The organism is Enterococcus sp. DIV0724b, assembly GCF_050531475.1.
Taxonomy (GTDB): Bacteria; Bacillota; Bacilli; order Lactobacillales; family Enterococcaceae; genus Enterococcus_L; species Enterococcus_L haemoperoxidus.
The window spans coordinates 1,416,054-1,439,086 of record NZ_CP172890.1 but is presented as its reverse complement, the minus strand read 5'-3'; the positions used below and the strand labels follow the sequence as shown (position 1 = coordinate 1,439,086).

Genomic DNA, 23,033 nt, shown 5'->3' with positions numbered 1-23,033 from the left:
CCTTTTACTTTCCTCTTAAGATCACTTCTGATTTGATCCATGACTTGATCGTATCTTCATGATACATCGCCAAAATTTCTGTATATAAAATATCAATCACTGTCAGTACAGGAATCTGAGGTGATATTCCGCCCATATCCTTTTTCCCCATAGAACTTGTTAAGCAAAAGGCATTAGAAAATTCTTTATACGGACTTTTTTCGTTGGCTGTGATTACGATCACTTTAGCATTTTTCTCAGAGACAGTTTTTACTGCTTCTTGAATTGCTTCATTGTCACCAGAAATCGAAGATACAACAACAAGATCACCTTGTTGTACTCCGTGAGCCATCATCGAAATCGAATGCTCGTCTTTGATCACGTTGACAATTTTTCCAAGTCGCGAGAATTTAAACTGAAAATCTTCTCCGCAAAAAGCATTATAACCTGTTCCCCAATAATGAATGATCCGTCCAGCATCGATCATTAGTGCTGCTTTTTTGACTTCTTCTTTATCAAGTTTCTCGATAATATCATTAAGCAACAAAGAATAATTCAAATTCACATAGCTAATACTTGAATCATTTTGATTTTTTGCCCCTTTACTGGAATATTTATATAAGTAAATCAGTTCTTTATAATTAGCTAAACCAATTTTTTTACAAAATCGGGTGATCGATGAATTCGACACGCTAAGTTTTTTAGCAAGCTCTTGAATGCCCAGCTCTTTATTTCCATCAAGAAAATACTGTGCAATCACACGTTCTACATCGGTAAACTTCTTTTGGTTTGCTTGAATGATTAGTTCAATGTAACTTTCCATATTTGATCACACCTTTCATTATAGTAAAGAAAACAAGAGACTGAGCTATTTTCAAGCTCAGTTTGCCTCTTGTTATCTATGAGTATTTACTAATCTTGTGCATTAAGCAATTGGCTTTCATCAAATTTCATATTCATACGTACAAATGGCGCATAAATGAATATATCTAAAACAACTAATACAGCAGTTAAAATCACAGGGCTCAAATGGAATGCACCTAAAATCCAAGTACTGATAAAGATTGGTTCATTTCCTGAATTTAGCACAACAAGTGGCACGACCCAGCCGATTTTTGTCACGATATAAGCGACAATTGCATTAAAAACTGGTACAAATACAAATGGAATAAACATCAATGGATTAAGTACGATTGGAAATCCAAAAATAATCGGCTCATTGATTCCGAATAATCCAGGAATAAAGGAAAGTTTTGCTACTTCGCGTCCACTGTATGTTTTCGGTGTAAAAATCAAGATAGCTAAAATCAATCCAAACGTCGCACCAGAACCACCGATCATTGCATATACGTTTGTCATCGTATTTGGTGCTACGGAGATATCAGCAAAACTTTTTGTTTCTGCAAATTTTGCAACGTTTTCCAAGAAAATTGGCAACCATAATGCTGAGACGACACCCCAAACGATATTAAATCCATGTAAGCCTAGGAACCATAAGATTTGTTCTAATAAAATAACAACAATGATTGCAGGTAATCCTGTTCCTACAGAAGTCAAAGGTTGCACAAATAATTGGCTAACCATATCCATAAAGGAATTAAAATCAAACGCTTCGATTACCACTTTCATCACAGAGCAAACTAATAATACAATCGAAATTGGAATCAAAGCAAAGAAAGAATCAAAGACATTTGGCGGAACATTTCCTGGAAGTTTAATCGCAATTTTATGTTTTGCCAAAATCGAATAAAGAAATACTGCCAGTAATCCAACGATCAACGCTGTAAACATCCCTTCATAACTGAAGAAATTATTTGCATAGCCTTGAACGATATCCGCAGAACTATCTGCAAAATTCACATTGTTAGGGACCATAACAAAATAAGCAGCAAAGGCTAATAATGTTGCCAACAGTGGATTGATATTGGCTTCTGGATGTTTTTTCATCAACTCTTTTGCATAATTATAAGCTGTAGAAAAGACAATCAATAACGCAACGATTCCAAGCGTTCCTAGATAGACATTTCCAAAAATTGCAGAGGCGGTTTGACCGATCGCTGTTTCCCCAAAAAATGCATCGATTTGCATCTTGATCAAGTTAGAAAATGATCCTACCACTGTAAATGGAATACTGCTGATAAACGCATTTTTGATTGCTTGTAAGACACTATTATTGTCTACTTTATTGGCGATTTTTAATAATGGTTCTTGAATTTTCTCGATATTTATTTTCATCTTAAATCGACCTTTCTCTTATTATCTTTCTATTGAAACAGTTTTAATTTCTCCTGGTTTAAACGTCCCTAATGAAACTTCCTTTAACTTACCTAATGATTCAAGTAAATCACCATTTAAATCAACAAAACGAACAGTAGATTCAGTTGCTAAAGTTATTTTTTCATTTGTGACTGCCTCTGTTAATGATGGATTATACAAACGAATATTGACCCATTGACCATCCCGACTTAATTCCAATGCACTAAATACCAATTTTGAATTGTTTAAATCGATAAATTCTTTTAAAGAATTCAATTGGTCAACTTTATTACTTTGGAAATATTGAATTGGATTAGTGAATCGATTCAGCGTTTGAACTTGATAATATGGACTTGTTACTGAGTATATTTGGTATTCTTTTTGAATCATAGCTGGATCAAAATCATCCGTTATGATCAAAGATAATGACATTTCTAAGTTTCCTAATAATTGACTATTTGGAGTTGGAATATAACGATATTGATTCCCAGAAGCATCTCCTGGTCTTCTTAATAACTCTGGTCTGCCTAAAAATCCTACACCTCTAAACAAGGTAATATACAGACTGCTATCAATTACTTGGTATTCTTTGATTCCTTTACTCATTATTGACCAACTAGAAGTGTCGTCATGAATAGTAGAATAGTGAATCATCGGATAAATTTCAGTTGGTTCTTCTTTCCAACCAAGTTTTTTCCAATCATGAATATGAGGGTCTTGGTTATTTCTTTCAACAATTCCAAATAAGGTGTCTGCGTAACTGACTTGAGTTTTAACTGGTGTTTTTACAACTAGGCGCATACGGTGATCCATGGCTTGGTTATTAAGTTTAACGTTCATATCGATTCGCTTAGAATCTTTGCTTAATGACAATGTAAAGGTATAATCGATTTGAACATTTAATTCGCCCACTTTTCTAGCATGTAGGTCTTTTGGCAATGACCACTGACCATTTAAGGTCATCGTAGATAAAAATGCTCCTGTTTGAACAGTAATATCTGTCGTATCAAAGTTTAGCTGGTAGACTTTATCATGATAGGCAGGTGAATAATCATACGTATCCCCTTCGTCCCCTGACTCTTCCATATATAAACAGTTTTCATATGTTTTGCCTTGATTCTTCACTAAAATAGAAAACTTACCCTTTGAAAAGGATATTTTGTACAGCTCATTTTCAATATGTTTATCTTCTACATTCAATGCTATAACGCTAGAATTTGATCCAGTTTGTTCCTTCACGGTTACGATCGTATAGCCAAGCGGTCTGGTTTCTTTTCTAAAACTTACTTTGTGGATATAGTAATATTTTGCTTCATCATAATCGCTTTCTGAGCGTCTTACTTCACCAGCATACACCTTTTCTGTAGACAAGATTTGGCTATCTACTTCATTGTTCATTTCATCAAACAACCTTATTTTCTCATGTTTCGTACTTACTTCTACCACATACGGATCGGTTCTTGTGTAAGGTAATGTGTTAAATAAAATCAAGTCATTTTCTTTGATTCCTTGAATTGATTCAGAAATTTTTCTTACTAAATAGTCGATCGTCGAATAGGATAATTGATCAGCTTCTTTGTACCTAGCTAAAATCATTTCGTTCGTTTTATCCGTATTACATCCACCAATACTATCATGAGCATGGTTTTTCAATAACAATTTCCAAATATAGTCTAGTAGTTCTCGTTTAAATGGAATCCCTAAATCATCGGCCATCAACATTAATGGTTCTAATTGGAAAATCAAGCGATTTTCGATTGTGTCATTTAATTTTTTTAAGTCATATCTTGACGAATAAATTGAACGGTGGATTTTTGAAACACTACCACTCATAAACTCACCTTGAACGGTAGGTAATTCATTTGTTTTCTCTCTTAATAAATTAAAAATATGGGGATAATTGCTTTCTTCGATTTTGTATTCTGTACCGAATTGTTCATTTACATCTTGAATGATTGCTTTTAAATCTCGATCCACTGCGCGCTGATCTCCGCCAACTGGTAATGTTACTATCTCAGTTGCACTATCCTCAGATACAAGTTCCAGCATCGCTTTTTTTTGATAAAGTTCACCTTCAACAAGTGCTACTCCTGCATAATAACCATTGCGAATATTGATCGTTAATACTTTTGAACCATCTTCGGCTGCCCAATAAAACTCACGACTTTTTGTGACTTCATTAGGCATTCCCCGCCAAAATACTGCATCTGTGATACCAAAACCATTATAGATTTTCGGCATATCTTTACCTTGTCCAAATGAATCAGGAAGATAGCCCAGTGAAGTGTGTCCACCTAATCGTTTCGACATATCGATTCCGATTTGTAAATTTTTGACGACTGATTCACCAGCCACTACAAATTCATCCATTTGTGTATACCAAGGACCGATAAATAATTTGTTTGCTTCAACTAATTCTTTGATTTTTGTTTCTTTTTCAGGATAAACTTTTAAGTAATCATCAATAATGCTTAATTGACCATCCAAGTAATAGTAATCTAATTCATTCTTTTCTAATGCATAAATCACCTCGTCCATATGATAAGAAAATTGTATAAACGCTTCATTATCACTAAAGTACCACTCACGATCCCAATGGGTATGAGCGACGACATGTATCTTCTTCATTTTAAATTCTCCTTCCATCACTGTTCACACTTAATATACTCTGAATTACTTAAAAAGAAAACGATTTCGGTAATATTTTCAACTATTTTCTATTTTGTGGACATTTCATGAAAATATTATCAAAAGAGACAAAAAAAAAGACTTCTGCCAGTATGCTCTAACAGAAATCTTTTTTTGTATGCTTATGTTAATACTTCATATTCAGCGATTGTACTTGAAATAATACCAGGACGTTTTTTTTCGTTTGATGATTCTTGTTTGGGTTCTTTCTTTTGATGCATTTTTTTGAATGATTGGCTTTTCACCCAATTTTTTTGATGCTCTTTTGACGTCCAGCGGCTTAAAACAACCAGTTCAGTAACCTCGGGATTGTCTGGCAATGTACGGTGCATTAATTGGAAATTCAAGAATCCTTCCACAGCTTCCATACTTTCTTTGGTATGCCCTGCGGTGAATTGTTGAATGATTTTTTGAGAATGGTCCGTTTCTGTCTGGATCGTATTGGTTACAATGTACATATCTTTGCCTCCATTATTCTTTTATAGTTGGTTCAATAAAGTAATCTTCGATACTATTTCCTTTTTCAAAATGAAGGATTCGCTGACAGGTTTGATTGAGAAACTCTTTGTCGTGCGTAATCACTAAAACTAAAATATTTTCATGGTGCAACCAACGTATCGTGTTACTGACCTCTTCCATATGCATCAAATCCAACCCACTTGTTGGCTCGTCAAATATGATAATTTTTTTCCCTGATAATAAGGCACTTGCAATTGCAACTCGCTGTTTTTCGCCGCCTGATAAGGTTTGCGGATGCCGACATAAAAGTGGTTCTAAATTCAGCATAGCGACAATTTTATCAAACTCATTTGTGTTTTTAGCATTCAAGCTTATCTCTTTTTCAACTGTTTCAAAAAACAATTGTAAATTAACATCCTGCATCACGACAAAACTTTCCTTAATCAACTCTTTTGGATTCATGACTTGCTCGTTTAACTTAATCACGCCTTCTTTTGGTTTGATCAATCCAGATAAAAGTTTTGAAAACGTTGATTTGCCTGCACCATTATGCCCAATAATTCCAGTAATATAAGAGCTATTCAAGGTTAGTGAAGGGATTTTCAGCACAGATGATTGTTTGCGATAATGAAACTCTAGCCCCACACATGTTAAAGTCAGTTTCCCTTCAGTTTTATCTGGTTCTACAACTTTTTTAAGAGATGTTTGTTCAAGAGAACGTAACCCCATTTCCTTGATTTCTAAAGAGGATTTCGTTCTCATTTCTTGACTTGTATACCCTTTAACGATATGTCCTTTGTCCATAACTAAATAGCGATCTGCCAGATCCGTCAAATAATACAAACGATGCTCAGATACAATGATCGTCATCCCTTGATTTTTCAATACTTGCAAGTAGGCTTTTAATTGCTCAATCGTTGCTTCATCCAAATTACTTGACGGTTCATCTAATAAAAATAAACGATGCTTCAGCATACTGGCAGAAGCAAAAGCAATCAATTGCTTTTGACCACCAGATAAATGAAACATACTTCGTTCTAAAAATTCTTCTAACGAGAACAAACTGGTTATTTCATCGATTCGACGGATCATTTCTTCTCTTGGTATGCCATAATTTTCCATCGCAAATGCCAACTCAGAATATACATCACTCGTAAAAAATTGTGTCTTTGGATTTTGAAACACAACCCCAATATCACGCACATACGCATTAAATTCTTTTGTTAACAACTCTTGGTCTAAAACAGAACCTGTTCCCGTTAATTCTCCAGTGTATAATTCAGGAATCAAACCATTTAGAATTCTTAAAAGCGTCGATTTACCGCAGCCACTTTTACCACATAAAACGATAAACTCACCCGATTTGACTTGTAATTCTACTTCTTGGATGATCGTTTCCTGATCTTCATAAGCAAACGTCACATCATGTAAATCAATCATTCAATCAACCTCCTAACAATGCCACAAAGAATCAATGTACCAATCAATAAATAATCTTGAACTTTTAAACGAATCTCATAGACACTGGTATGCGATTGGGGGTTTCCTAACCCACGCACTAATGCCGCCGAAGATAAATCTAACGATGTATTTTCTGCCGACATCAAGATTGGTACAATAATGTACTCCATCGTTTGAAATGGATGAAGGAACAAATCAATCGTAGAAACAGCAATCCCACGATATTTCATCGCATTGCGAATGCTTCTAAAATCTTGAAAAAGTGTAGGAAAGAATCGAAATAGCACCGTTAAGGGGATAATTAGACCAAAAGGCACATGGCACTTTTTTAAAGCCGCAATCCATTCACTAATTTTTGTCCGATTCATAGCAAAAGCTGCCGCCATAATCGTTGGTAGCATCCGCCGATTCCCTACGAATAAAAAATCAAAGAACGCCGCAAAACCATTATCGATATAAGGAAATAATAAATAATCTCCTAAAACAAGCAACCAAAAAATACTAAAAAAAATCGTGCCTTTTTTTAGACTACCATTTAAAATAAATAATCCATACAAGAGCGTCACAAATAAAATTTCTGCTTTAAATGGTAATGGAAACATCAATAAAAAGCTGGCAAATAAAATCGTACAAAGTTTACTTCTGGGATCAAACGTTACGTATGTTTTTTCCATAATTTTTTCCTTTAGCTTTGTCAAAGTGCTTCTCATAAATCCTTTGTCCAATCATTATGCCTAAAATACTACAGATAATGACAGCTGCAACACAAACATAAAAGGTTGTTGTTGTGATCGGTGCAAATACTTTATCGATGTAAACTGCATCTTTGCCACGAGCCACCAATGAATCAATATAAGCATTTTTCATAAACCACAATGGTAGTACAGGTCCCATCAAACCAAAACTAAACACAGTGTAACTGACCATTGTTCGAATTTTTTCAGATAGTTTTGTGTGATACTGAATCCAGTCAGCCGCTACCGCACAAAGGATATTAGGTAAAAATGATAACGGAAAATGACCTGAAATTAAAAAGAATAGCCCCATCACACTACCCATGATCGTAATCGCTCCAAAACGAGGAATGCGGTGGATCACCAATAGATAAACAATCCCTGCAAAAAGTGCTGTAGCGCTCGGAATAAGAATTGAATTAAAGGCTGGAACTGTAAATCGTAAAATGACCATTGCAATCGTTACGACTAAAAAATAAATAGCGGTATAAATGCCGATAGAAATAAAATCCTGTATTTTTAACTTTTTCATTCTTGTAATTACCCTTCTTGTTTTATTGTAAATAAAAATAATAGCTGACCATATACGTCACTCGTAATTTTTAACTGATAACGGCCTGTTTTTTCAAATTGTGCACTTGGCATCAACAATTGCTCTTCCAATAATTCATAGTTTAATGAATAACCGTTTTCTGAAGTCTTTTTGGTTTTATATAACTCAAATTTAGCTTCTTGTTTGGCTAACTCTTTAACTAACCCTGAATCAAGTGACAGACATATCGTCTCACCTAGTGTATATTCCGATTTAGATAATTTCGGTTGAACATTCATAGGCTGTTTTAAGTGTGTTTCAAACCGAACATCTTCAAAACCATCGGCCAATATCTCAATCATTATTGGCTCTTTTGCTTCCCACTCATCAAATTGTAAATACCTTGGTTGTCTAGTATTTGCTAAAAGTCCGAACTCTAAATGATTTTCTGGCTTGTGATACAAGTAATCCGGCCATAGAAGTGGAATGGTTTTACCGTTTTTAGTAATCGTAAAACTGTAGACAAACTTTCCATATGCTTCGTGAAACTGATCATAGGTTGTAATATCATATTCAGGTAAAAATTGAACCATTGCAGCATAACTATAATGTGCAAAATAATACATCTCATTCACATATTCTAATTTCTCTTGAATGGCCTGAACATTTTTTTCCTGGCCTTTTTCAAGTAATTCTCTGGAACCGTATGTACCATCTAATAATAGACGTTTTCTTTTGTAGCCGACAACTAATTCTGCCTCATCTTCAATTATAGGAGTCAATGACTGGATCATTGTCATTTTTTCTCTGAATTTTGCATATTTTTCAGGGTTGTTTTCAGCTAAAATATAATCTTTCGCCGTGACGTAAACAGGTACTTGTTTAATACTATAGCTCTCGCTCTCATTTAATGCAATTTTTTTCTGATTTGTATGAGGAAATCTACCGATAATTTGCAGAAATCTTTCTGATAACCGATAATCAGTTTCTTGAAAATCTGGGCTATCAGCATGGTAGAAATCAAAAAATGTCATGGTTGTTTCACCAATAAAATAACGTGGCAATTTCTTGTCTTCTATATATAGTTGTTCATCGAGCATCACAGGACATTGCTCCGTTTGTACAATATCATAGTTGATTGAAAATTCATTTAGTTGTACTTTTTTCATTGAATCACTCCTTTCCTTATTGTGTTAGTATATCACAACAAAATGATAATGAGAATCATTATCAGCAGATTGAATCTTTTTGTCTTTCGTTCGATTTAATAAGTAAAACAGAAGAGTTTGAGACAAAAATAACTCTTTTATCTCAAACTCTTCCATATCTATTCAACAATAATTCTAATGTGTCGTTCCCGTATTTTCCTCAATATCCACTTCTGTTGTAACTGCTGCTTCAATTGCGTAAGTCAGTGAATCCGCGATCGTTTTGATCGGCATTGAGGGAGTTCCAACTGGACGATCGACTACTTGAGTTGGTTCAAATGGTACATGGATAAATCCGCCTTTAATGCCTGAAAATTCTTTATCAATCATATATAACAAGCGGTACATGATATCATTGCAGACAAACGTTCCTGCTGTATAAGAGATGTATGCTGGTAAGCCATGCTCCTGCACATTTTTCATCATTGCTTTGATTGGTAATGTTGTAAAATATGCTGTTTCTCCATCCACTTCCAATTTTGAACCAATCGGTTGATTCCCTTTATTATCAGGAATTCTTGCTTCCGCTAAATTAATTGCTACCCGTTCAAATGAAACAGCACTCCGTCCACCTGCTTGTCCCACACAAATCACAATATCAGGATTATGCTCTTTGATTGCAGCTTCTAATACTTCACCGCTTTCTTTAAAAACTGTCGGTATTTCTAATTTGATGACTTCGGCTCCTGCCACGTCATCTGGAATCATTTTAACTGCTTCATATGCTGGATTAACAGAATCTCCACCAAATGGATCAAAACCTGTGACTAAAACTTTCATTGTAAGTCTCCTCCTAATTTAAACTATAGTGTAATCGCTAGCTCATGTCGTTGTACTAAACGAAATCAACTCATAAATTGGCTAACCTGTTTCTTTGTAAAACTAGCTACCCGATTATTTAAATAAAATCATATAAACAACTTGGAATACAAACATAAAGATCGCGATAAACCATTGGTTTTTAATGACACCATATTTATCTTTCATCTCTAACATTGCGACTGGAACGACATTAAAATTGGCAGCCATTGGTGTTAATAATGTACCACAATACCCACAAGTCAATGCCAACATACCGATCAATGCTGGATTTGCACCATAGGCTAAAACAAAAGGAGCGCCAATTCCCACTGTCATCACAGTAATCGCGGCAAACGCATTCCCCATGATGATTGTAAATAGCATCATCCCAAAAGCATAGATAATAATGCCCAGTACAACATTTCCTTGCGGTACGATCGTTCCGACTGCAGAAGAAATCACTGTTCCAACGCCTGCACTAGTGAAAACCGCTCCTAATGACGCTAAAAGCATTGGTAACATGCTTAATGGTCCCACGGTTCCAAGCATGTCAGCCGCATCATCTAAAAATGTTGTTGGTTTATTGCTTTTAGAATAAAACATCAAGATCAGAATTGCTACTAAAACACCAACTCCAACTCCAACCAATGCCCCTAGCTTTGTAAATAAAGCAAAGATAATAGCAAATACACCAATACTTAATGCTGGAACAAAAATTTTCATCCCTAACTTATCTGACATTTCTTGCATATATTCTTTAGACGGCAACTTACTTTGTCCTTTACTGACTTTTTTCAAGATTGCTGGAATCGTCATAGAAAAAATCAAGATTCCACTTATCATAGACGGCATAAAACGGCCACCAGCGATCACGATCCCTAAGGCACACCAAAAGTAACCTGTCCCATAACGATGGGGGTTACTTTTATCAAATAAATTCTTTATACCAGTATAAATCAAAATCAAGCCCATCAAAATATATAAAATTTCTAATAATTTCTCACCAAGTAACACTTCTGAATTCATAAAATAGCTCATGATTGGTCTCCTTTCTGCTCACTATCACCATAATATTTTTTCATCAAGCGACGGTCTTTTGTATAAAAGTAAATACTAGCTGTAACCAATGCAACGAGTGCTACAGGAATTTCAACTGCTGCCAATTGAACTAATGTCACTTCATAGCCTAATTCTTTTAACGTTGATTGAACTAACAATCCACCTGAACCACCGATAAATAATACTTGTCCAAAGAACCAACAAATATTTTCCATTGCTGAAGCCATTCCTTTAAGCTCTTCTTCATATTCTTTGTTTAATTCTAAATTTTGAGATTCAACAGCTCCAATTGACATTGGTAAAATAATGGGACGAACAAATCCAGCAACACCACCGAAGCTGACATTGAATGCGGCAAAAATCATCCGAAAAACACCATAAATATCGATAATCAAGCCCGCTGAAACTTTTTTAAAGCGGCGAATCAACGACGCTGCTGATTCTTTTAACCCATTTCTTTCCAAAGTTCCGGTAGCCAACATAATAATAATAAAAATAGCCATCCCTCTGTTACTAACGAAACTTGTACCTAATATATCTAACATCCCTTCTAAACCAATTCCCCCGACAAGGGCCGTCACAACTAAGGCAATCATAACAATCAAAATCGAGTCTAATTTCATTGCAAAACCGACAATGACGATCAGAACGCCTAGCAAACTAAGAATATTTTCCACTGCTCACACTTCTTTCTTTTTTACTTGTATTAAATTTTGATAATCAATAACCTCTTCATTATACACAAAATTTGTTTTATTTTTAATTTTTACTATACGATTCATTTCTAAAAAAAATATTTACTTTAGATCACACAAAAAAGTTACAACTGAATTTTAATTTTTTCAGTCATAACTTTTTTTAGTTCTCTTTAGTAAATAATCAATAAACGCCAATTTTTTCTTCTTCAGCGTTATCATAAATTGTCTTTTTCTTGAAATCGTCGATCTTTTCCCATTCATCTCCGAAAATATGCTCTAAACGACCATAATCATCGTAAGACAGAATAAAGCGATGTTTGTCATCCTTATCGTTGATGATCGTATATAGCTTATCTTCATCGTCTTGACTGATTTGCCAAGTACCAGCTTCAAACTCTTGAGCTATCGGCATTGAACGATTCCTTTCCAGCAATTTCTTTACATTTTCTGTTGCATATTCTGGATTGTCTTTTAAATTTTCATTACGTTCATCTGACAATAAATAATATACAACAAAGAATTTTTGAGACATCATTGGACGAACTTGAATATCTGCCCATAGTGCTTCAAATTTCTCTTTAGGTAGTACTTCCCAACCGTTTCCAAAAACATTTGAGATTTTTTCATCTTTGTCTTCTTGCAGTATAATGAACGGCTCCTCTTCGTCTAAAAGAGTGAGAGCAGTCACAGGACCATAGCCTGCTACATTATCTGGTGAAGAATAAAAATCATATCTGGAATCGATCACCGTTTCGGGTAATTCAGAAATCATCACTCTTTGCGCTTTTTCTTTAGCTTGGCCAACTAAGTTTGTGTCTATAAAATTTGCTCGCTCTTCATCTTCTCGATCAATATAAAAATAATAGATAAACTGATCATAAATATTTTCACTTTCTTTCAATTCTAGAAGATCAGCATAACTATCACTATACTCTGAATCATTTTCTCCACTAAACGAGCTTTCAAGATCAGGAATTGAAGAATAAGAATTTTGTTCGTTATCTCTTGAAATAATTCCGTTTATTTTAGAAACAACCATAACTAATAGAAAAATAACCCATAAATAGTGCCACATACTTTTTTTCTTCTTTGGCAAACTGCGCATTGGTTCTGTTAACTGTAGCATAGCTAATTCTTTTGGTCTAAACAATGAAGGGTTCTTTTTACTTAGTTCTCCCCAGCATTCCTTTACACGAGAGTGGCGACTTAGACTGAAATACACATATCCTATTAGTAATTTGAAGATTGTTACAGGTATTGTTAACTCACTGTTATTGTATATCAACACATCATTTGTGGAACCCTTTTGTTTAACCCATTCATAATAGGCATTAAAAAAAGCACTGGTTTTATTTGCTTTTAAAGTATTGGCTTCACCAATAAGTACTTTGAATTCAGTGACTGTTTGTTCTTGTTCCATTCTAAAATCATTTAGTAATAGATACGAGATTTGCAAATTGATCACATCGTAGTCTTTCGTGGTAATTGTCTTACACGCATTCAATCGTTCAAACCAAGAACTCTGGTTTGCAACAGCACCTTCCACTATTTGAAATAATTCATAACGATTCGTGAAATACTCAATGCGTTCTTCTTTTGGAATATCTTGATAAATATCAAATGAAAAAGGCGGCACATGTTTAATTTTTGTCCAAGTATATCGGAAATTATCTTCAATTTTATATTCTTTAGCTAGTGAATCAAAGTCAAAAAAGGTTTCAAAATAAACAATGATCTGTCTTGATAGCACTCGATAATTTGACTGTAAAAATATTTGGATGATTTCTGTTATTTCGTTGTACTCATCACTTGTCCATTTCAACTCATTAGAAAATAGAGGTGTCCATTTTTCGACATCTGAAAAAAAGTCCATTTTTTCGTAAATCATTGCTAATTCTTGTTTAAAAATCAGCACAGAAGTAGTCTGTTTCCGTTCTTCTGTTTCATTTTCAGGTAGAGCCTTTTGTACTTCTTTTAACGGCATCCGTTTATTATTTAATTCAACAGCTGACTCTTTTACTATGAAGTGTTCAACATCATTTTGATTTGCTTTGGTTTCAGCTTCTGTAGTAAATGTCGTAGTACCGATGTTACTATCATTTACTTCAACTGAAGGAGTATCAAGTTCTACTGGCCGATTGCTTTCAATGATCGCACCAGATAAGAAAATCGCTGAATCATAGGCATCTTTTAACTTTTGAAATGCGAGTGGGTCTTCCTCCACATTGATCATTTTGACCTTTTCATCATAAGCTTGTTTGACTTTCGTTTTATCTGAAGTCGGTTCTAGCGCTAAAATTTCCCAACAATTCATAACCCCAGCTCACTTTCTCAATTCTCCTGATCATTTAGTTATATATCTCCTACTATTATTATGGCAAAGATAATTAGGAATAACAATACTAGAAAGTACTTTGGACGTAATAAAAATAATAAAGTAAAAATCTGCTGTTCTTAAAACAACGCTTTGTACTTATTATCCATTTATCTTTACTTTTCGTTCATAATTTTTTTAAGTCTTCAGCGATACGATAGTGTCCAAACAACTTTTCCTTTAGTAACATCTGATGCTTGTTTTTTATGCAGTTCAAACAATTTATCTAACGTAGTAGTTACAACTAACAGTAAAAGAATAGGCTACCTAAAAGGATACATTTGAATCAATCTTCTCAACACACCGTCAATAATAGCTTCTCTTGATTGAAAATGGTGATAAATAGCCTCCCGAGATAAACCGTCCATTTCATTAACAGTATCTTGAACCATGGCTTCGGTATCATATCTTTTCACCATTTTTTTAATCTCCTTCAAAAACATACCGAATGATTTTTTGCAGAATGCCCTTTATTCTTAACTCTGTCAATGAAAAGAAAGTCCAAAAAACCTGTCCAACGATTCCTAAACTGAAGTCGTTTGACAGGTTAATTTTAGCTATTTTTAGTTAAAGTAATCACTTGAGTAGCAACTTTTTCCAAGAAAGCTTGGTCATGTTCTACAATCAACATTGTTGGCTTTACTGATAAAATCAGTTTTTCTAATTGCTCTTGGTTAAAAACATCTAGATAATTTAACGGCTCATCCCAAATATAAAGTTCCGCTGGCTGTGCCAAAGACTTTGCTAACTCAACTTTTTTTCGTTGCCCCATGCTCATTTGTTCGATACGATTTTGAAAGACTTCTCTTTCCATCCCTAATTTGTGTAAGTTATTGAGAAATTCTTGGTGATTGAGGTTTTGTTCTTCAGAAAAATCAAGTAATGTTCCTCTGTTATCTTCATAGTTTTGGCGAACATAACTGATTTTTAATTTATCTGGGCTTGTGATTACACCTTTACTTACACCATCAAATTGATCAAGTAAAAAACGAATGATCGATGATTTTCCAGAACCATTTTGTCCTGCTAACGCAATTCGCTGCCCTTGGTTTAGTTCAAAAGAGATTTCTTGAAACAAGCTTTGCTCATCGTAACTTAAAGTCAAATTCTCAACTGTCAGTAATCGCTTGTGGTGTTCTGGTTGATAGTTCATTGTCAGTGGATCGATATATTCGATATCTTTTAAAAGACTTTCTTTTTCTGATAACTGTGTTTCCATTCGATGTTCGATCGTCTTCGCCCGTTTCATTGTCCGAGCTGCTCTTGCACCAATGAAGCCAGTATCATAGATTGCACCGCTGCCTTTTTCTGAAGCTTTTCCATATTTATCTTGCTCTTTAGAACGAGACCATTCAGCTTTTTCAGCAGCTGTTTTTTTCAAACGACTAACTTCTTTTTTTAGTTTTTCATTTTGTGCAAACTCAAACTCATCTTTTATTTTCTTTTGTTCTTCATAAACTGTAAAGTTTCCTTGATACAGTTCTAACTGACTTTTTTCAATCGACAACACATGATCAACCACTTCATCTACAAATGAACGATCGTGACTGACAACAATATATCCCTGACGCTTCTTTTTTAAATATTCTGCTACTTGTTTGCGTCCTACAATATCTAAATGGTTGGTTGGTTCATCGATTAATGGAAAATGATGTTCATCAATGAATAATAGTGCCAAAAGCACTTTCGTTTGTTCACCACCAGAAAGTGTATCAAATGAGCGCCATAAAATTTCTGGATCAACTTTAAGAAGATTTAATTCACGCTCAATTTCCCATTGTTCAAAATCGCTGATTTCTTGCAGTACGTAATAGGTTAACTGCTGTTTCTCTTTAATTGGTTGTGGGAAATATAAAAATTCTAGCTGATGGTTAACTTGACCGCTGTATTCTAGCTGATTCAGTAAAATCTTCAGTAGCGTAGTTTTCCCGCGACCGTTTCTGCCGATCAACCCTAATTTCCATTGCGTATCAAAATTTAGATTTGCTTGATCAAATAGTAAAGTCCCTTGGGTGTCATACCCGAATGTTATATTTTTCATTTCAATTTTTGACATAATCTCACCTCGTTAACTAAAGCGGAAGGAATATAACTACTTCCTTCAGTTCTTCACAGAATCGGCAAGACGTTTACGAGTACACAAAAAGACCCGTACGCTGAAAAAATCAATGCCAATCCTGAAAATCTGCACACTGCTCCCTTGAGAATTCTCAAGTTACAGTCTGAATGCAGCTTCAACAAATTGACTTAATTTTTCAACGCACGGATCCCTCACTTCGTTTTTTATTGCATTTACTATACCATGGTCTTTTTTGCTTTGTCAACAAACATTTACCACACTTCCTATATTTAGCTAGTAGTAAGAATAAGCCGTCTGATGATCATTACGTGATGGAACTTTCCATGTCGATTGTTTCTAAAGCATAACTATTTGGTTTTGCTCTTCAATTATTTACTATTCTTGCTGCTTTAAAGGAGACTTTTTCGATCGTTGATTTTATCCATCGTAATCATTAGTTATTGAATAAAAATTATCACGTTTAATGGTTGACGAGCATTATTTTTGAGAAGATTCTTTCAATCTCTCTGTTTTCCCTTTTTCAATACTACTTTTGCATTATACTAACAATGTAAATAAATTTTTTTGAATCAATTATATCTAGTAAGGAGAGTATTTTATGAAAATTGAACATATTGGATTATGGGTAACAGAGTTGGAAAAGATGCGCAAATTTTATGAAACCTATTTCAACGCTACCTCTTCTGAGCTTTACCATAACAAAAAAACAAGCTTCCATTCTTATTTTTTAACTTTCACTGATGGCGCTAGACTTGAGATCATGCAACGAGATGACGTCACTCACCGTAATCATGAGGAAGAAATTTTAGGATTTGCTCATTTGGCTTTCTCTTTAGGTAGTAAGGATAATGTCGACAACTTAACAAATATCTTAGTTCTAGAAGGCTATACCTTATTAAGTCCTTGCCGTACAACTGGTGATGGGTACTATGAATCTGTCATTACAGATCCGGAAGGAAATCACTTAGAGTTAACCATTTAATTTAGATACGAGATGGAGGAATCGGAATGGATATAAAAGCAATCGTCTTAGACATTGATGGAACACTTTTAAATGATGATAAAAAACTGACTAGTCAGACAAAAGAAGCTTTGATCAACGCTCAAAAAAATGGCATAAAAGTAATTCTAGCATCAGGAAGACCTACTCCTGGTATGATGAAGTATGTTGAAGAACTAGAAATGGCTCGATATAATGGTTTGATTGTATCGTATAATGGTGCACATGTACTTGATGTTCGTACACAAAATGAATTGTTCAGCCAACCTCTTTCTGTTGAAAGTAGTAAAAATATATTGGAACATCTTAAGCAGTTTGATGTAAAACCGATGATTGCTAAAAATGAATATATGTATGTCAATAACGTCTTTGATGGAATGTTGGATTTGGAGTTCTCAGATGGGTTGTTCAACATTATCGAATATGAATCACGCGGTGGCAATTTCCAGTTATGCGAAAAAACAGATTTAGCATCTTTTGTTGATTTTCCGCTGCATAAAATACTTGTAGCAGCTCAGCCAGAGTATTTACAAGAACATTGGCAACAAATTCTTGCGCCTTTTGAACAGACTGTTAGCGGGATATTTTCTGCTCCGATGTATTTTGAATTTACTGACAAAGGAATTGACAAGGCTAACGCCTTAGAAAAAACATTAAAACCTTTAGGTATCAATCAAGAACATATTATTTCATTTGGTGACGGTCATAACGATCTATCGTTGATCAACTATGCTGGAATCGGTGTTGCAATGGGAAATGCCGTAGATGAATTAAAAAAAGCTGCGGATAAAATCACTTTGACAAATAACGAAGATGGGATTGCCAAAGCATTAGCAGAACTTTTATAATGTAAAAAAATAGATTAAGAGCTGACATGCTTCTAATCTATTTTTTATTTCTAACACAATACGCCATAATCAGTTATAATTCATTTATACAACCCTAACTGAAAGGTGGTTTGCGTGATGAACTTAATCCTAAAATTAAAAAATTTAGACAGATTGACTACAAGTGAAAAAGCACTTGTCGACTATATCCTTGATTCTCCAGAAAAAGTGATTCATTTTTCACCTAAAGAATTGGCTAATCATTCTTATGTCTCTATTTCAACGATTTACCGTTTGATTAATAAGTTAGATCTTGATGGATTGAACGATCTTAAACTAGCATTGGTAAACTATTTAAATGAGCATAATTCTGAGCAGATTATTGATATGGATTATCCTATTTCTGCAGAAGATAATCATTATGCGATGACTAAAAAGCTAAAAACAGTTTATGAGCAAACTGTCCAATCAACGATTGACGTAAATACTGTTGAAATGATGGCGATTACTAGTTCATTAATCGACAAATCAGCGTTGATTGATATCTACGCCTCGTCTGCAAATATTTATTTTGCTCAGAATTTTCAATTTCAGATGCAAGAAATCGGTAAAAGAATTAATGTGCCGATTGATGATTATATGCAAAATCTATCAGCAGCTAACAGTACTTCTGATCATTTAGCCATCATTATTTCTTATGAAGGACGTGGCTCTAGCGTTAAAAAAATAGTGGACACTTTGAAAAAAAATAATAGTAAGATTTTATTAATTACATCAAAAAACAGTACGCTTCTAGATGAAAAAGTGGACGGAACATTATTCTTTTCTTCTCTGGAAAACCATTACAATAAAATCTCGTCCTTCTCAACACGGATGTCCTTAATGTTTCTTTTGGATCGTTTATATCTTAGTTTTTTTAATCAAAATTATGAAAAAAATTTAGCGTATAAATTAGAGAATTATCAAAAAATGAACCCAAATTTGATTTGAAAAATTGCAGAAAAAGCCCTTGAGAAAGCTAAAAATCAGCTTTCTCAAGGGCTTTAAATAGAATAAACAGCCGACAAAAAGTAGACTACACTCCATTTGGATTACATCAACTTCTAAGAATTGAAACTCATTGAAGTGCTGTAAAACACAACGAAATATGAGTTGATATTGCACAGTATCTACTTGATTCTCGGAGCTATACATTTTTGTTTCAACTAATTAAGATTTTCAATAAATACATCAATTATTTTAGATCCACCAACTAATTTGAAGATGATAAAAACAATAATAAATGAAATTAATACGATCACCAAAGTAAGACAAAATCGACCAAGAATATCTTCTCTTTTCCACAACCGATCTGTAAAAGATAAACTGATCAATAATGCGGACAAACAAAACAATCCCATCACGATCATATAAGAGTCAATCGGTAAAAAAGAAAACAGGAAAGCGATTAAACTACTATATACCGTTATACTTACCGGACTAAAAAGTGTATGAAATGAATCTAAAAACGATACTTTTTCTCGGCCGAGTTTGTTTGATGCAAAAAAGTACACCAGAATAAACAGGAAAAAATAAACACCAATCAATAACAAACTTTCAATAAATAATGCTATTGGGCTTTCATTCCTATAGTCACTCATCCTTAAAATACTGCGACTTATTGCTAAAGCGTTCAATATAATCAACAAGAAGAAATTAACTACACCAAAAAATTGGGTCTTTTTTACATTGCCTTTCTCTTCCCCTTTGATTTGATTATTCAGCCAACTAAAATAGTTTTTACTTTCAGTTGTTACCTGCTGCATAGTTTGATTATTCTTCAATTGTTCATTTAAACTAGTTTGAAGTTGTGTTCCTTTTTTTAAAATAGTTTCTACTGAAGTTGCTTCTGCTGATTCTTGAATTTGACACTTACCACACAATGGACAAAAATTTGCCTCTTTTTTTATTTCTTTGCCACACTGAATACAATAGTTCATACAACCACACCTCTACCAATTTATTAACCCTATATCCATTTTCATTTTTAACACTCGATAAACCGATTGATTCAACTCTTTTTCAGTATATACTCCTTCTTCGATTCCTTGTAAAACATATGGAATCTGTTCTTGAAAAGAAGAAGACAAAATTAAATCATTTCCTGCTTTTAATGCAGCCAGTCCCGCTTCTTTTTGCGAAATAAAATCTGCCAGCCCCGCCATATCCATATCATCTGTCATGATAACGTTTTGAAATCCTAATTCATTTCGCAAAATATCATGAACTGGTCGGGAGATCGATGCTGGCATTGCTTCGTCAATACTCGTAATGATATTGTGAGAAATTAGAACACTGTCTGCTCCTGCTGCTATTCCTGCTTTAAAAGGCAAGAAATCATTATTTCTAAGCTCATCTAGACTGCGAGTATCGTAAACAATTTCTACATGAGAATCTCGATTATTTCCATAACCTGGAAAATGTTTCAACGTTGAAGCAATTTTTTGTTTTTTTAACTCCTCCACAGTTATTTTCACGTATTCACTTGTTTGTTGCGCATCAAGTCCTAATGTTCGGTCATAGATAAAAGCTTCGGGATCAGTTGACACATCTGCATCAGGGAATAAACCACCTTGAATCCCATAAGAATGTAAGACTTTGGCTTTTTCCTGAATATCTGAGCGAATCCCTTCCCATCCAGATTCTTGATATACTTGCTGTGGTGCTTTAAATTCTGCTGGAACTAAATCTGTTCCTCTACTCAAACGAGAAACTGTCCCTCCTTCTTCATCTGATGCAATGAATAACGGTAATTTACTGCTAGATTGATAGCTTTTTATTTTTTCCTTCAGTGAATCTGACGTTTCCATCTCAACGTCACGACCAAATAGAAGGTAACCACCTAAATGATATGCTTCAATACTCTCTAATTGTCCTTCTATCGGTACACGAGCTAAGAATAACTGCCCGACTTTTTCCTCGATACTCATTGAAGAAATCGTGTCATTGATCACTTCTTCTTGATTCTTCGCAGATTGTTTTTCGTTTTTCTTCATCGAATTCGTTGTTTCTTCAGTCCCCTTTGTGAGTGTACTGCTCGAACTTTTTTGCTCCACTGTATTGTCGGTCTGATTAAATAATAAAATAACAGCTAAACTAATGCTAAAAATCAAAAGTAAAATAAGTACCGCGCTGACAATCATTTTTTTATTATTGATGATGGTTCCTCCTCTAAAAGTGCAATGAGCTCGTTCAGGTTCCCATAAAAAAACAGGAAAATATGAGGGTAGTTTATGAAACTAATTAAGCTCAGTCGTTTAGTCTATTCCACCATTATCTACCACTTCAAAATTCTCTTTACCGCCTAAACTTTTGATAGCAAACTGCTTTTCTTCTTCATTATAAATAAGTGTTGCTTTTTTGTAACGAAATAGTTGCGTGACATCTGGTTGTTTATACTCTTTATAATTCGTTTTGTATTTGATTAAGTATTGAACATCGTAACTGTTTTTCCCAGTCATTTTAACCGACTCCACAGTTGGGGAACCCGTTACCGAGCTTTTGACTTTACTATCACGCACTGATTGAATAAACGTATTGAAATCTTGATACTCCGCATTGTCTTTGCCATCAATAAAATGATTCGAAAACTTTTGTTTCGTTGTTTCATCATAAGTTGAATACGTACTTGTATAGCCAGAAACAGTTGAATAAAAACTGTTTAAAAACCATTCAATATTGGACTCTCCTTGAATACCAGCAAAATCCAGTTTAATAATCGAAGAGTACGATTCTGGATCATATTCGCTTGCATCAAAAGACGAATCGTTTATTATATAAGGTTTTGTTTCAATAACACTTTTATCTTCTAGCGCTTGTTTCAATTGAACAGTCATTTCTTGGTGCCAAATCAGATTTTTTACTTCGTATTCGCCAGCCAACAGTTGTCCTATTTTTTTATCATTAATAAAAACATCGGCTTCAGAGATATTAGAAGTAAGTTTAAATGAGATTTTACGAAAGTCCAAATTTACTTGATTCGTTTGATTATCACCAGAATTCTGACGTTGAAGCAAGTCGATTGTTGTTTCGCTTTTTTCACCAGCTAACTCACCTTTGACTGTATATTCTGCTGGAGTTAACGGCCCCCATACAGTTTGAAACTGCGCTTTATCGGTTGTCTCTTTTTCTTGATTATTCAAGAATAACTTCATATCTTTTTGATTCGCTTTAATCGTTATGTAGCCTGGTTTTAAAGCCCATTGATAATGATCAAACAGCAAAAACTTTTTGCCATTTTTTATCAGCGATAACACTCCTGTATGATTATCAACGTTGCCTAATTGTTCAATCAGTCGAGAAAAAGCTTCTTTGTGTTCGTTACGTCCATAATAATCAAAATACTTTTTTATTTCTTTTCTTGTTACATTATAATTAGGATCCACTGAAACCGTCAATTGTTCCATCTTATTGACATCTTTATTTTTAACGATTTCTACCATTCTCTTAAGCTGGTTCTCTTGACTATAATAATTTTTCGCAGCAAAATAAGTGCCAAAAACTAGGCACATAAGCGCAACAGATAGCGTAATTAAAATCTTTTGTTTTTGTTTCATTGGTTGTTTTACTTTGCTTACCTGAGCATCTTCTAGGTGATAAGTGGGATCTTTTGATACAGATTCCCCACAAGTTGTACAGAACTGGTCTTCTTCCTCTAATACTGTACCGCATGAACAGGTATTATTTCCAGCTACTTCTGGTGTTTTTAACTCAAATGTATCATCATTTTCCGCTTGAGTAATCGGCTGTGTTTTGATCTTATCCCCACAATTTTCACAAAACAGTGCTGCTTCTTCGTTTTCATGTTGGCATGACTGACAAATCTTCATTTTTCTCTC

20 protein-coding genes are annotated in these 23,033 nt (G+C 34.3%); 3 read left to right on the top strand and 17 right to left on the bottom strand.

All coding sequences use genetic code 11. From position 1 onward, the window contains the following. Positions 1-4: 4 nt before the first annotated feature. The 14 genes from IGJ02_RS06680 to IGJ02_RS06615 form a co-directional block, all read right to left on the bottom strand. On the bottom strand, positions 5-802 hold the full coding sequence (locus IGJ02_RS06680) for a MurR/RpiR family transcriptional regulator (RefSeq protein ID WP_430603769.1): 798 nt from the start codon (positions 800-802) through the stop codon (positions 5-7). Positions 803-891: 89 nt separating this feature from the next. Next, positions 892-2,214 (bottom strand): PTS sugar transporter subunit IIC, encoded by a 1,323-nt coding sequence (locus tag IGJ02_RS06675; RefSeq protein WP_430603768.1) that lies wholly within the window; start codon positions 2,212-2,214, stop codon positions 892-894. 21 nt (positions 2,215-2,235) lie between these two features. Next, positions 2,236-4,863: a glycoside hydrolase family 38 C-terminal domain-containing protein gene (locus tag IGJ02_RS06670; protein ID WP_430603766.1), complete on the bottom strand. Its 2,628-nt coding sequence runs from the start codon at positions 4,861-4,863 to the stop codon at positions 2,236-2,238. A 182-nt stretch (positions 4,864-5,045) separates the two neighbouring features. Beyond that, the gene (locus IGJ02_RS06665; protein ID WP_010761048.1) at positions 5,046-5,381 is read right to left on the bottom strand and encodes an antibiotic biosynthesis monooxygenase; all 336 of its coding nucleotides are present in this window, start codon (positions 5,379-5,381) and stop codon (positions 5,046-5,048) included. Between the two features lie 13 nt (positions 5,382-5,394). Next, entirely contained in the window at positions 5,395-6,822 is a 1,428-nt protein-coding gene (locus IGJ02_RS06660; RefSeq protein ID WP_430603763.1) for an ABC transporter ATP-binding protein, read from the bottom strand. Further along, complete coding sequence (locus IGJ02_RS06655) at positions 6,819-7,517, bottom strand: energy-coupling factor transporter transmembrane component T (protein ID WP_430603762.1); 699 nt, start codon at positions 7,515-7,517, stop codon at positions 6,819-6,821. The genes IGJ02_RS06660 and IGJ02_RS06655 overlap by 4 nt, the downstream gene beginning before the upstream one ends. Then, entirely contained in the window at positions 7,492-8,109 is a 618-nt protein-coding gene (locus IGJ02_RS06650) for an MptD family putative ECF transporter S component (RefSeq protein ID WP_430603760.1), read from the bottom strand. Before IGJ02_RS06650 ends, IGJ02_RS06655 begins: the two co-directional genes overlap by 26 nt. 8 nt (positions 8,110-8,117) lie before the next feature. After that, a complete protein-coding gene (locus IGJ02_RS06645) occupies positions 8,118-9,278 on the bottom strand; it encodes a hypothetical protein (protein ID WP_430603759.1) in 1,161 nt (386 codons plus the stop codon). A 174-nt stretch (positions 9,279-9,452) separates the two neighbouring features. Further along, entirely contained in the window at positions 9,453-10,097 is a 645-nt protein-coding gene (gene pcp, locus IGJ02_RS06640) for a pyroglutamyl-peptidase I (RefSeq protein ID WP_430603757.1), read from the bottom strand. Between the two features lie 114 nt (positions 10,098-10,211). Beyond that, entirely contained in the window at positions 10,212-11,156 is a 945-nt protein-coding gene (locus IGJ02_RS06635) for a DUF979 domain-containing protein (RefSeq protein WP_430603755.1), read from the bottom strand. Further along, complete coding sequence (locus IGJ02_RS06630; protein WP_010761041.1) at positions 11,153-11,854, bottom strand: DUF969 domain-containing protein; 702 nt, start codon at positions 11,852-11,854, stop codon at positions 11,153-11,155. Before IGJ02_RS06630 ends, IGJ02_RS06635 begins: the two co-directional genes overlap by 4 nt. A 202-nt stretch (positions 11,855-12,056) precedes the next feature. After that, positions 12,057-14,189: a hypothetical protein gene (locus tag IGJ02_RS06625; RefSeq protein ID WP_430603753.1), complete on the bottom strand. Its 2,133-nt coding sequence runs from the start codon at positions 14,187-14,189 to the stop codon at positions 12,057-12,059. Positions 14,190-14,512: 323 nt separating this feature from the next. Then, positions 14,513-14,668 (bottom strand): hypothetical protein, encoded by a 156-nt coding sequence (locus IGJ02_RS06620; protein WP_430603751.1) that lies wholly within the window; start codon positions 14,666-14,668, stop codon positions 14,513-14,515. A 134-nt stretch (positions 14,669-14,802) separates the two neighbouring features. Then, positions 14,803-16,305 carry an Lsa family ABC-F type ribosomal protection protein gene (locus tag IGJ02_RS06615; protein ID WP_430603749.1) on the bottom strand — a complete coding sequence of 501 codons (1,503 nt, stop codon included), beginning with the start codon at positions 16,303-16,305 and terminating at the stop codon, positions 14,803-14,805. A 622-nt stretch (positions 16,306-16,927) separates the two neighbouring features. On the opposite strand from IGJ02_RS06615, the gene IGJ02_RS06610 reads away from it, so the two are divergent. The 3 genes from IGJ02_RS06610 (at position 16,928) to IGJ02_RS06600 (ending at position 19,146) form a co-directional block, all read left to right on the top strand. After that, complete coding sequence (locus IGJ02_RS06610; protein ID WP_010761037.1) at positions 16,928-17,311, top strand: VOC family protein; 384 nt, start codon at positions 16,928-16,930, stop codon at positions 17,309-17,311. 26 nt (positions 17,312-17,337) lie between these two features. Next, complete coding sequence (locus IGJ02_RS06605; RefSeq protein WP_010761036.1) at positions 17,338-18,177, top strand: Cof-type HAD-IIB family hydrolase; 840 nt, start codon at positions 17,338-17,340, stop codon at positions 18,175-18,177. A gap of 117 nt (positions 18,178-18,294) precedes the next feature. Next, entirely contained in the window at positions 18,295-19,146 is an 852-nt protein-coding gene (locus IGJ02_RS06600; RefSeq protein ID WP_430603747.1) for a MurR/RpiR family transcriptional regulator, read from the top strand. A gap of 215 nt (positions 19,147-19,361) precedes the next feature. Here the strand turns inward: IGJ02_RS06600 and IGJ02_RS06595 are convergent, their stop codons facing one another. From IGJ02_RS06595 to IGJ02_RS06585, 3 genes are all read right to left on the bottom strand, one after another. Then, on the bottom strand, positions 19,362-20,135 hold the full coding sequence (locus IGJ02_RS06595; protein WP_430603746.1) for a zinc-ribbon domain-containing protein: 774 nt from the start codon (positions 20,133-20,135) through the stop codon (positions 19,362-19,364). A gap of 12 nt (positions 20,136-20,147) precedes the next feature. Beyond that, entirely contained in the window at positions 20,148-21,338 is a 1,191-nt protein-coding gene (locus IGJ02_RS06590) for a glycoside hydrolase family 3 protein (protein ID WP_430603744.1), read from the bottom strand. Between the two features lie 114 nt (positions 21,339-21,452). Beyond that, on the bottom strand, positions 21,453-23,024 hold the full coding sequence (locus IGJ02_RS06585; RefSeq protein WP_430603742.1) for a zinc ribbon domain-containing protein: 1,572 nt from the start codon (positions 23,022-23,024) through the stop codon (positions 21,453-21,455). Positions 23,025-23,033: the final 9 nt, after the last annotated feature.

Excerpts from the sequence above, each read along its gene's own strand:
- IGJ02_RS06635 (WP_430603755.1), bottom strand. The coding sequence starts at position 11,156 with ATGAGCTATTTTATGAATTCAGAAGTGTTACTTGGTGAGAAATTATTA.
- IGJ02_RS06610 (WP_010761037.1), top strand. The coding sequence starts at position 16,928 with ATGAAAATTGAACATATTGGATTATGGGTAACAGAGTTGGAAAAGATG.
- IGJ02_RS06675 (WP_430603768.1), bottom strand. The coding sequence starts at position 2,214 with ATGAAAATAAATATCGAGAAAATTCAAGAACCATTATTAAAAATCGCC.
- IGJ02_RS06605 (WP_010761036.1), top strand. The coding sequence starts at position 17,338 with ATGGATATAAAAGCAATCGTCTTAGACATTGATGGAACACTTTTAAAT.
- IGJ02_RS06670 (WP_430603766.1), bottom strand. The coding sequence starts at position 4,863 with ATGAAGAAGATACATGTCGTCGCTCATACCCATTGGGATCGTGAGTGG.
- IGJ02_RS06620 (WP_430603751.1), bottom strand. The coding sequence starts at position 14,668 with ATGGTGAAAAGATATGATACCGAAGCCATGGTTCAAGATACTGTTAAT.
- IGJ02_RS06590 (WP_430603744.1), bottom strand. The coding sequence starts at position 21,338 with ATGATTGTCAGCGCGGTACTTATTTTACTTTTGATTTTTAGCATTAGT.
- IGJ02_RS06665 (WP_010761048.1), bottom strand. The coding sequence starts at position 5,381 with ATGTACATTGTAACCAATACGATCCAGACAGAAACGGACCATTCTCAA.
- IGJ02_RS06585 (WP_430603742.1), bottom strand. The coding sequence starts at position 23,024 with ATGAAGATTTGTCAGTCATGCCAACATGAAAACGAAGAAGCAGCACTG.
- IGJ02_RS06600 (WP_430603747.1), top strand. The coding sequence starts at position 18,295 with ATGAACTTAATCCTAAAATTAAAAAATTTAGACAGATTGACTACAAGT.
- IGJ02_RS06625 (WP_430603753.1), bottom strand. The coding sequence starts at position 14,189 with ATGAATTGTTGGGAAATTTTAGCGCTAGAACCGACTTCAGATAAAACG.
- pcp (WP_430603757.1), bottom strand. The coding sequence starts at position 10,097 with ATGAAAGTTTTAGTCACAGGTTTTGATCCATTTGGTGGAGATTCTGTT.
- IGJ02_RS06655 (WP_430603762.1), bottom strand. The coding sequence starts at position 7,517 with ATGGAAAAAACATACGTAACGTTTGATCCCAGAAGTAAACTTTGTACG.
- IGJ02_RS06680 (WP_430603769.1), bottom strand. The coding sequence starts at position 802 with ATGGAAAGTTACATTGAACTAATCATTCAAGCAAACCAAAAGAAGTTT.
- IGJ02_RS06615 (WP_430603749.1), bottom strand. The coding sequence starts at position 16,305 with ATGTCAAAAATTGAAATGAAAAATATAACATTCGGGTATGACACCCAA.
- IGJ02_RS06595 (WP_430603746.1), bottom strand. The coding sequence starts at position 20,135 with ATGAACTATTGTATTCAGTGTGGCAAAGAAATAAAAAAAGAGGCAAAT.
- IGJ02_RS06650 (WP_430603760.1), bottom strand. The coding sequence starts at position 8,109 with ATGAAAAAGTTAAAAATACAGGATTTTATTTCTATCGGCATTTATACC.
- IGJ02_RS06660 (WP_430603763.1), bottom strand. The coding sequence starts at position 6,822 with ATGATTGATTTACATGATGTGACGTTTGCTTATGAAGATCAGGAAACG.
- IGJ02_RS06645 (WP_430603759.1), bottom strand. The coding sequence starts at position 9,278 with ATGAAAAAAGTACAACTAAATGAATTTTCAATCAACTATGATATTGTA.